The organism is Niastella vici (genome assembly GCF_002077945.1).
Classification (GTDB): Bacteria; Bacteroidota; Bacteroidia; order Chitinophagales; family Chitinophagaceae; genus Niastella; species Niastella vici.
The window spans coordinates 107,977-114,662 of record NZ_LVYD01000061.1; the positions used below are offsets into that span (position 1 = coordinate 107,977).

Consider the following 6,686-nt stretch of genomic DNA (forward strand, 5'->3'; position numbering starts at 1 on the left):
GAAATGAATATCACGAATAAAACAGTTCTCATTACCGGAGGCGGTTCTGGTATTGGATATGAAATTGCAAAACTGCTCCATGCAAACGGCAACAAAATTATTATTGTTGGAAGAACAGAAAGCAAATTAAAAGCAGCCGCAGAAACATTGCCTGGTGCAACAGCCATTCGTTGCGACATCAATAACGAGGATAATGTACAAAGTTTAGTGCAGAAAGTAACGGAAGAACATGCTGACTTAAGTGTGCTAATTAACAACGCAGGCCGGGCCTTTGCCTATACGCATAACGAAAATGCAACAGCCTTTGAAAAAGCTACCGAAGAGTTTGCTACCAATTATTTTTCGGTAATAAGGCTTACAGAAAAATTGCTGCCGCTGTTAAAGAAGCAGAAGGATGCTGCCATTGTAAACGTATCTTCTATTGTGGCTTATTCGCCCCAATCTTTATTGCCTACCTATTCTGATAGCAAAGCGGCGGTGCATTCCTATACACTTTCTCTCAGGCATAGTTTAGCAAAGGATACAGCAATTAAAGTGTTTGAACTGTTGCCCCCGATGGTGAACACAGAATTTTCAAAAGATATAGGTGGCGAGCATGGAATGCCGGCAGGCGAAGTAGCACAAGCACTAAAAGATGCTATTGAAAACAATGTTTATGAAATTCAGGTTGGGCAAACAGCCGAATTTCGAAAATTCTTTTTGGATTCACCATCGGAAGCCTTTGCCATGATGAACCAGGCAAAATAAGATAGACAGTCAATTTTAAAAAAGGGGGTACTTCTCTGCCAGAATTGAAATTTATTTCAAATAAATAAAAATGAAAAAAATACAATTAGTAGCTATATTATTTATAGCTCTTTGTTTCAATTCAATAACCGGTTATTCACAAAATGTAGCAGGTAAAACCGTCCAATCGCTTTCTTTAAAAGCAACAACGCAATTTGCAATTGTAAACCATCACAAAGTTGCGTATAGAAAATTTGGAAGCGGTGTACCGCTAATTATGGCAAATCGTTTCAGGGGTACATTAGACACCTGGGACCCACTGTTTCTTGACTTATTAGCAAAGCAGAATACGGTGATCACTTTTGATTATTCAGGAATCGGTTATTCTGAAGGAGAATTACCGTTAACCATGCAAGACTTATCTGCGGAAGTAATCAGCCTGGCAGATTACCTGAAGATTGACAAGTTTAATATGTTGGGCTGGTCTTATGGTGGCTGGATCGCTCAATATGTCACATTTTTATACCCTTCACGAATTGCAAAAACAGTAGTTATTGATGCCAATGCGATGGGTAAAAATGAAATCCCTATGGATCCTGCTTTTGCTAAAAGTGGGATGAAGCCAAATAAAGAGCTCCAATTGGAGGATTATGTAATCTTATTCTTCGAACCAAAGTCAGAAAAAAGCCGGGAAGCCGCACGTAAATCAATCGAAAGAATTTCAAAAAGACTGGATGAATCCAAAGTACCTGAAAAGCCTGAAGTGCTTCAAAGATACTTTGCACCAAATGCAGCAGTTGTAGAAGATAAAGAAAATTTCAGGGCTGCTTATGCTACACTCAGAACGTCTGTAATGGTAATTTCTGGCGACCATGATATCTCTTTTGCCGTAGATAACTGGTATCCGCTGGTTCGTAAAGCCCCAACCATGCAACTCATTGTCTTTCCTGATGCCGGCCACGGGCCACAACATCAATATCCTGAACTAGCTGCTGGGTACATCTCCACTTTTCTTAAAAACTAAATAAGTAAAAAAATAAAGATTAATTATCATTAAATAAAACAACAAAATGAAAAATTTACAAGTATTACTGGTATTATTTTTTGGTTCGGTTTTCAATATAAACAGTTATGCTCAAACAACTCCGAAGAGCACCATAAGCGTAGAGAAAGTATCAGCAGAAATTCGCAAGGTAAAATTTGCAAATCCACCTATTAATGTGATCGTGCCTGAAACAATTTCTTCTTTAAATGAAATAATTAAAGATTTAAGTAAAGACTCAACAGTAAAAGTGGTCATCTTTTCAAGCGATGTGAAAGGGTATTTCTTTAACCATTTTGATTTGACACAATTTGCAAATTTTGCAGCTCAAAGAACTGCTGATGGGAAACCAATGTGGGTTGATTTAATCACTAATATTCATAGTGCACCGTTTATTACAATTGCTTCTATAAAGGGGCGTACACAAGGTGGTGGCGATGAATTAACTATGGCTTTTGACCTGAGATATGCAAGTAAAGAATTGGCAGTTTTTGAACAACCAGAGGTTGGCGTTGGTCTGTTCCCTGGCGGTGGTGGCACCAATATGCTTCCAAGATTAATTGGGAAAGACAGAGCCCTGGAAGTATTTGCAACTGGAAATGATTACGATGCTACGATAGCAGAAAAATATGGCATGGTTACAAGAACATTACCAAATGCTGAATTGGATTCATTTGTAAATAAATTGGCAAATCGCCTGGCTACATTTGATAAAACAGCATTGCTTACTATTAAGCAACAACTTAATTTGGTGGCTGCACCTTCTGAGGCTGAACGTTTAGCGTCCTATGCTGAATTTCTTAAATCATTATCGTGGCCAGGTTTACAACTAAGAGTGCCGATTTTCGGAGCAATGTATGGTAAAATAGGTGTAGAGAAATTAGAGCAAAATATGGGGTTCTATCTTGGTGAAGGAAACAAACAAGTACAGCAGCAGAAGAAATAATTATATAACAATTAATAGCGGTGTGAAAAATAAAGTAACACCGCTATTTTAAATTTTAGAAAGAATGGAACAATTCAATTTAGATGAAATAAAACAAAGCATTAAGGAAAATCACATTGCTTACGGTGAGAATTTTGCAAAAGGCGATGCTATGCAATTTGCAAAACATTATGCAAACGATGGCTGTATATTTCCAACTAACTTTCCGAAAATGTGCGGCACAGATGCCATCAATTCATTTTTTGATGGTGCATATAAAATGGGGGTGCGTTATATCAAATTAACGGCAAACGAAGTAATGGGCGGACCAGAACTGGTTGTAGAAACAGGCAATTATGAACTTTTTGTTGAGAACAATATCTCTATTGATAAAGGCAAATTTGTTGTGATTTGGAAACAGGAAAATAGCGAATGGAAAATGTACAGAGATATTTGGAATTCTGATATCCCAGCTAAACCATCAATTTAAAAATTATGAGAAACGATAAAATTATTACGCATGTAGAACTCCAGGTAAATCCTGAATTTATCAGCGAGGTGTTGGTAAAGGCATCAGCAGCAAGAGATATTATTTTGCTTGAGGAAGGTTGTAAAGCATTTAACCTCACAAGAAAAAAAGATGAACCAAATACTCTTGTCATATTTGCAATTTATACTTCAAAAGACACATACGAGTGGCATTTGGAGCAGGATTATATTAAAACGTTTTTTGCTTTTTTGAATGATAAACTTATGGCTGCCCCTGTTGTTACTTATCTTGAAGAAGTTTGAAGAATTTAGTAAATTTCACATTTATACAGTTATTGTAAATCTATGCTTCAAAGCGAAGATTATGATAATTTTGAAATGACAATACAATGAAACATTATAAAACAATCACCGAATTATATACCGGAAACGGTTTTCCGCCACCGGAAAATCCTTTACTTGGTTTGGTAACCTTTGACGATATAAGGGGTTGCAAATTTGCAGAAACAGAATTTACATTGGGCTTTTATAAAATAGCCTTGAAAAAGGTAAAGTCAGGTACAGTTATGTACGGCAAAACAAAATATGACCACGATAATGGTTCTATGTTTTTTTTAAAGCCCAATCAGATTATACAAATGAACGATATAGAACTGACAGAAAAAGGCTTTATGATTTATATTCACGAAGATTTTTTGACCAATCATGCTTTGCACTCCAGCATTCAAAAATATGGTTACTTTGATTACGAAACCAACGAAACCCTGCATTTATCACCAAAAGAGGAAGAAACACTTTGGGATCTGTTCAATAAAATAAAAGGCGAATACTATAACAACCAGGATGAGTACAGCAGAGAAATTATTTTAACACATATTGACTCTATCTTAAAATATTCACAACGATTTTACAAAAGGCAGTTTTTAAATAGAACAGTATTGTCAGGCACGACGGTATCTAAATTTACTGAAATTTTGAAACAGTATTTTGAAAGTGGTATGCTTCAGAAAAAGGGATTGCCAACCGTAAAATACATGGCATCAGAACTTGCTCTGTCTGCAAGGTATTTAAGCGACTTACTAAAACAGGAGACTGGCAAAACTGCATTAGACCATATACACATTGCCTTGGTGAATGAGGCTAAAAATATTTTGATGAGTACAGATAACACCGTTGCAGAAATAGCCTATCAATTAGGCTTTGAAAACCCACCTTATTTTTCCCGGTTGTTTAAGAAGGAAATTGGTCTTACTCCAACAGAATACAGAGAACAATTTTTGAATTAGTAATGTAAATTGCCAAAAAAGAACAACACGGATTCGTATTGCTCTTTTTTTCTGATTAAACAGCGCATTGGAATTAGCAGAATTGCAGGCGCTCAACCGCAAAACTATCTATATGAAAGACTGGGATTGAGCGGCTGGATGACTTTCTGAAAATGACAGGTGAATTCTAGACTACGGTAATGCATGATCGTTGCTTTTCATATTGAGTTACACCACTCTTCGCATATTCAACACTTCGTTACACCATATCATGTATTTTTCATCACCAGCCCTCGGTCCTGGAATCGAACCGTCTAAACTATTCCGAATCAATGGATAGAATATTGGGGCGTAAAAAATAAAAAATTGACCTATCGATCGAGTAGGCGGCCGTGAGCCATAGGCTCACGGTGCGCCTCTCACACCACCGTACGTGCCGTTCGGCATACGGCGGTTCATTAAACATAAACAGTTTCAGGAGGGCTTTACGATGTCCATCAGACTAGTAAAGCCTTCTTTCTTTAAGTAGCTTTTACTCAGTGCTCGTCTAAGTAATGGACTTTGTACGCTTCGCCATTTCCCTTTGCGGGTATTACCCCATTGGTAGGCTTGATTGGGCGATATACCCAACTTCGTCAGTCCTTCGATTCTGGTTCGGGTCCTTTTCCATTGCTGCCAGTAGCATAGGCGGATGCGGCTCCTCACCCATCTGTCCAGATCCTCAAACACCGTTCTTGCGTCGCTTAGTCTAAAGTAATGACCCCATCCCTGATTTAGTTGACGGATGCGCTCCAGCCGCAGTGACATACTATAAGGTTTGCTTCTACATGTAATTACACGGATTTTATCCTTATACGCTGCAATGCTTTTGCGGTGAACGCTAAGCCCCTTTTCTCCTTTCCGGTGGTAAAAGGTAAACCCCGGCAACTTCATCTACCATGGGCGGGTTACACTGCTCTTTTCGGTATTTACCTTTAGCTTCAATTCCTTCTCTATGTAACGGGTTATGCTTTCCTTTACACGATCTCCAGAACGTTTGCTCTTTACGTAAATACTACAGTCATCGGCATACCTTACATATCGGAGGCCTCGCTTTTCCAGCTCTTTGTCCAGTTTATCAAGGATAATATTTGACAATAGGGGACTTAGCGGGCCGCCTTGAGGAACGCCTTGTTTGCAGGGTATGCGGTTTGTTCCCTCTACTATCTCACTTCGAAGTATTTTGTGGATCAGCTTTAGCACTCGCTTGTCCGTTATTCGACGGCTTAGCTCGTTCATCAGGTAGTCATGGTTGACACGATCAAAGAACTGCGACAGATCAAGGTCTACTACATGGCTGTAACCAGCATTGATGTATTCCTTTGCCTTCAAGGCTGCCTGATGTGCGTTCTTTTCACTGCGGAACCCATAACTGTTTTCTGAGAACGTAGGCTCGTATTGTTTCACTAATACTTGCGAGATAGACTGCTGGATCAGCCGGTCCATGTACGCGGGTATCCCTAAATGTCGTTCACCTCCATTGGGTTTGGGGATCGTTACTCGCTTTACTGCTCCAGGTTGGTAGCTCCCATTTTCCAGTTGGAGTTTGACCTGTGCCCAGTCTCGTTGTAACTGAGACTGGAAGTCTCCGGCTTCTACTCCATCTATGCCGGCAGCTCCTTTGTTGCCAACCACACGGTCGTAAGCAGCTAGCATGTTTGACCTGCTTAAGATTTCTTCCAATAACATTCCATCTACTTTTTTTTCTCCTGTTTCCTTGTTTCCTTCCTTCTTTCAAGATGTCGCTCAGCGCTCCCTGGTACCCTTCTGCTTCCAGCATAGCTCTTGCAGGGCAGCTCTCCATTCGAAGTTTTCTGCTTTCTTTACGATCATCCCATTTCCGGAGATACTCCGCGGACGTTTAATGTTCGGCCCTTCTCCCGCTGGTGCGGGATACTATGGCTTCGGCTGACTTCTGTTAAACGAGCATATATCACTATATGCTCTTGCTCCTTCGGGCGGCGCTTCTCCCTCCGTCCACGGTTTAACAGATCTCCCCGGGTAAGATGCGCAAACTTTCTCTCCATATACCTGTCAGATATACAACTACCTGTTTCGGATAGTTTAGGGCTTTGTTTTGATTTGCAAACTCGCCCACAGATAATTGCCTCATCCGCCTCCTGTTCGTCAGGCCGGAGATTTACCGCCGGCTTCCTTCAGATTCCTCCTCACGGAGGACACCCTTGCCTTTGGTTAACGC

Annotated in this window: 8 protein-coding genes; 6 read left to right on the forward strand and 2 right to left on the reverse strand. The window is 39.8% G+C overall.

Going from position 1 to position 6,686, the window contains the following annotated elements; all coding sequences use genetic code 11:
• The first annotated feature begins 3 nt into the window (after window positions 1-3).
• The 6 genes from A3860_RS28390 to A3860_RS28415 all read left to right on the forward strand — a co-directional run bounded on the left by A3860_RS28390 (window position 4) and on the right by A3860_RS28415 (window position 4,468).
• The gene (locus tag A3860_RS28390) at window positions 4-747 is read left to right on the forward strand and encodes an SDR family oxidoreductase (protein WP_081153022.1); all 744 of its coding nucleotides are present in this window, start codon (window positions 4-6) and stop codon (window positions 745-747) included.
• Between the two features lie 70 nt (window positions 748-817).
• Complete coding sequence (locus A3860_RS28395; protein ID WP_081153025.1) at window positions 818-1,750, forward strand: alpha/beta fold hydrolase; 933 nt, start codon at window positions 818-820, stop codon at window positions 1,748-1,750.
• Between the two features lie 46 nt (window positions 1,751-1,796).
• Window positions 1,797-2,714: an enoyl-CoA hydratase/isomerase family protein gene (locus tag A3860_RS28400; RefSeq protein WP_081153028.1), complete on the forward strand. Its 918-nt coding sequence runs from the start codon at window positions 1,797-1,799 to the stop codon at window positions 2,712-2,714.
• Window positions 2,715-2,778: 64 nt separating this feature from the next.
• Window positions 2,779-3,183 carry a YybH family protein gene (locus A3860_RS28405; protein ID WP_081153030.1) on the forward strand — a complete coding sequence of 135 codons (405 nt, stop codon included), beginning with the start codon at window positions 2,779-2,781 and terminating at the stop codon, window positions 3,181-3,183.
• A 5-nt stretch (window positions 3,184-3,188) separates the two neighbouring features.
• A complete protein-coding gene (locus A3860_RS28410) occupies window positions 3,189-3,485 on the forward strand; it encodes a putative quinol monooxygenase (protein WP_081153033.1) in 297 nt (98 codons plus the stop codon).
• Between the two features lie 86 nt (window positions 3,486-3,571).
• Window positions 3,572-4,468: a helix-turn-helix domain-containing protein gene (locus A3860_RS28415; protein WP_081153036.1), complete on the forward strand. Its 897-nt coding sequence runs from the start codon at window positions 3,572-3,574 to the stop codon at window positions 4,466-4,468.
• Between the two features lie 453 nt (window positions 4,469-4,921).
• Here A3860_RS28415 and A3860_RS42345 read toward each other — a convergent pair whose 3' ends face one another.
• Entirely contained in the window at window positions 4,922-5,380 is a 459-nt protein-coding gene (locus tag A3860_RS42345; protein ID WP_216823522.1) for a group II intron maturase-specific domain-containing protein, read from the reverse strand.
• Window positions 5,381-6,175: a group II intron reverse transcriptase/maturase gene (gene ltrA, locus A3860_RS41745; protein WP_216823523.1), complete on the reverse strand. Its 795-nt coding sequence runs from the start codon at window positions 6,173-6,175 to the stop codon at window positions 5,381-5,383. It lies immediately after the preceding gene.
• Between the last annotated feature and the right edge of the window lie 511 nt (window positions 6,176-6,686).

Coding starts and splice junctions, on each gene's coding strand:
- A3860_RS28390 (WP_081153022.1), top strand. CDS start 4: ATGAATATCACGAATAAAACAGTTCTCATTACCGGAGGCGGTTCTGGT.
- A3860_RS28395 (WP_081153025.1), top strand. CDS start 818: ATGAAAAAAATACAATTAGTAGCTATATTATTTATAGCTCTTTGTTTC.
- A3860_RS28400 (WP_081153028.1), top strand. CDS start 1,797: ATGAAAAATTTACAAGTATTACTGGTATTATTTTTTGGTTCGGTTTTC.
- A3860_RS28405 (WP_081153030.1), top strand. CDS start 2,779: ATGGAACAATTCAATTTAGATGAAATAAAACAAAGCATTAAGGAAAAT.
- A3860_RS28410 (WP_081153033.1), top strand. CDS start 3,189: ATGAGAAACGATAAAATTATTACGCATGTAGAACTCCAGGTAAATCCT.
- A3860_RS28415 (WP_081153036.1), top strand. CDS start 3,572: ATGAAACATTATAAAACAATCACCGAATTATATACCGGAAACGGTTTT.
- A3860_RS42345 (WP_216823522.1), bottom strand. CDS start 5,380: ATGAAGTTGCCGGGGTTTACCTTTTACCACCGGAAAGGAGAAAAGGGG.
- ltrA (WP_216823523.1), bottom strand. CDS start 6,175: ATGTTATTGGAAGAAATCTTAAGCAGGTCAAACATGCTAGCTGCTTAC.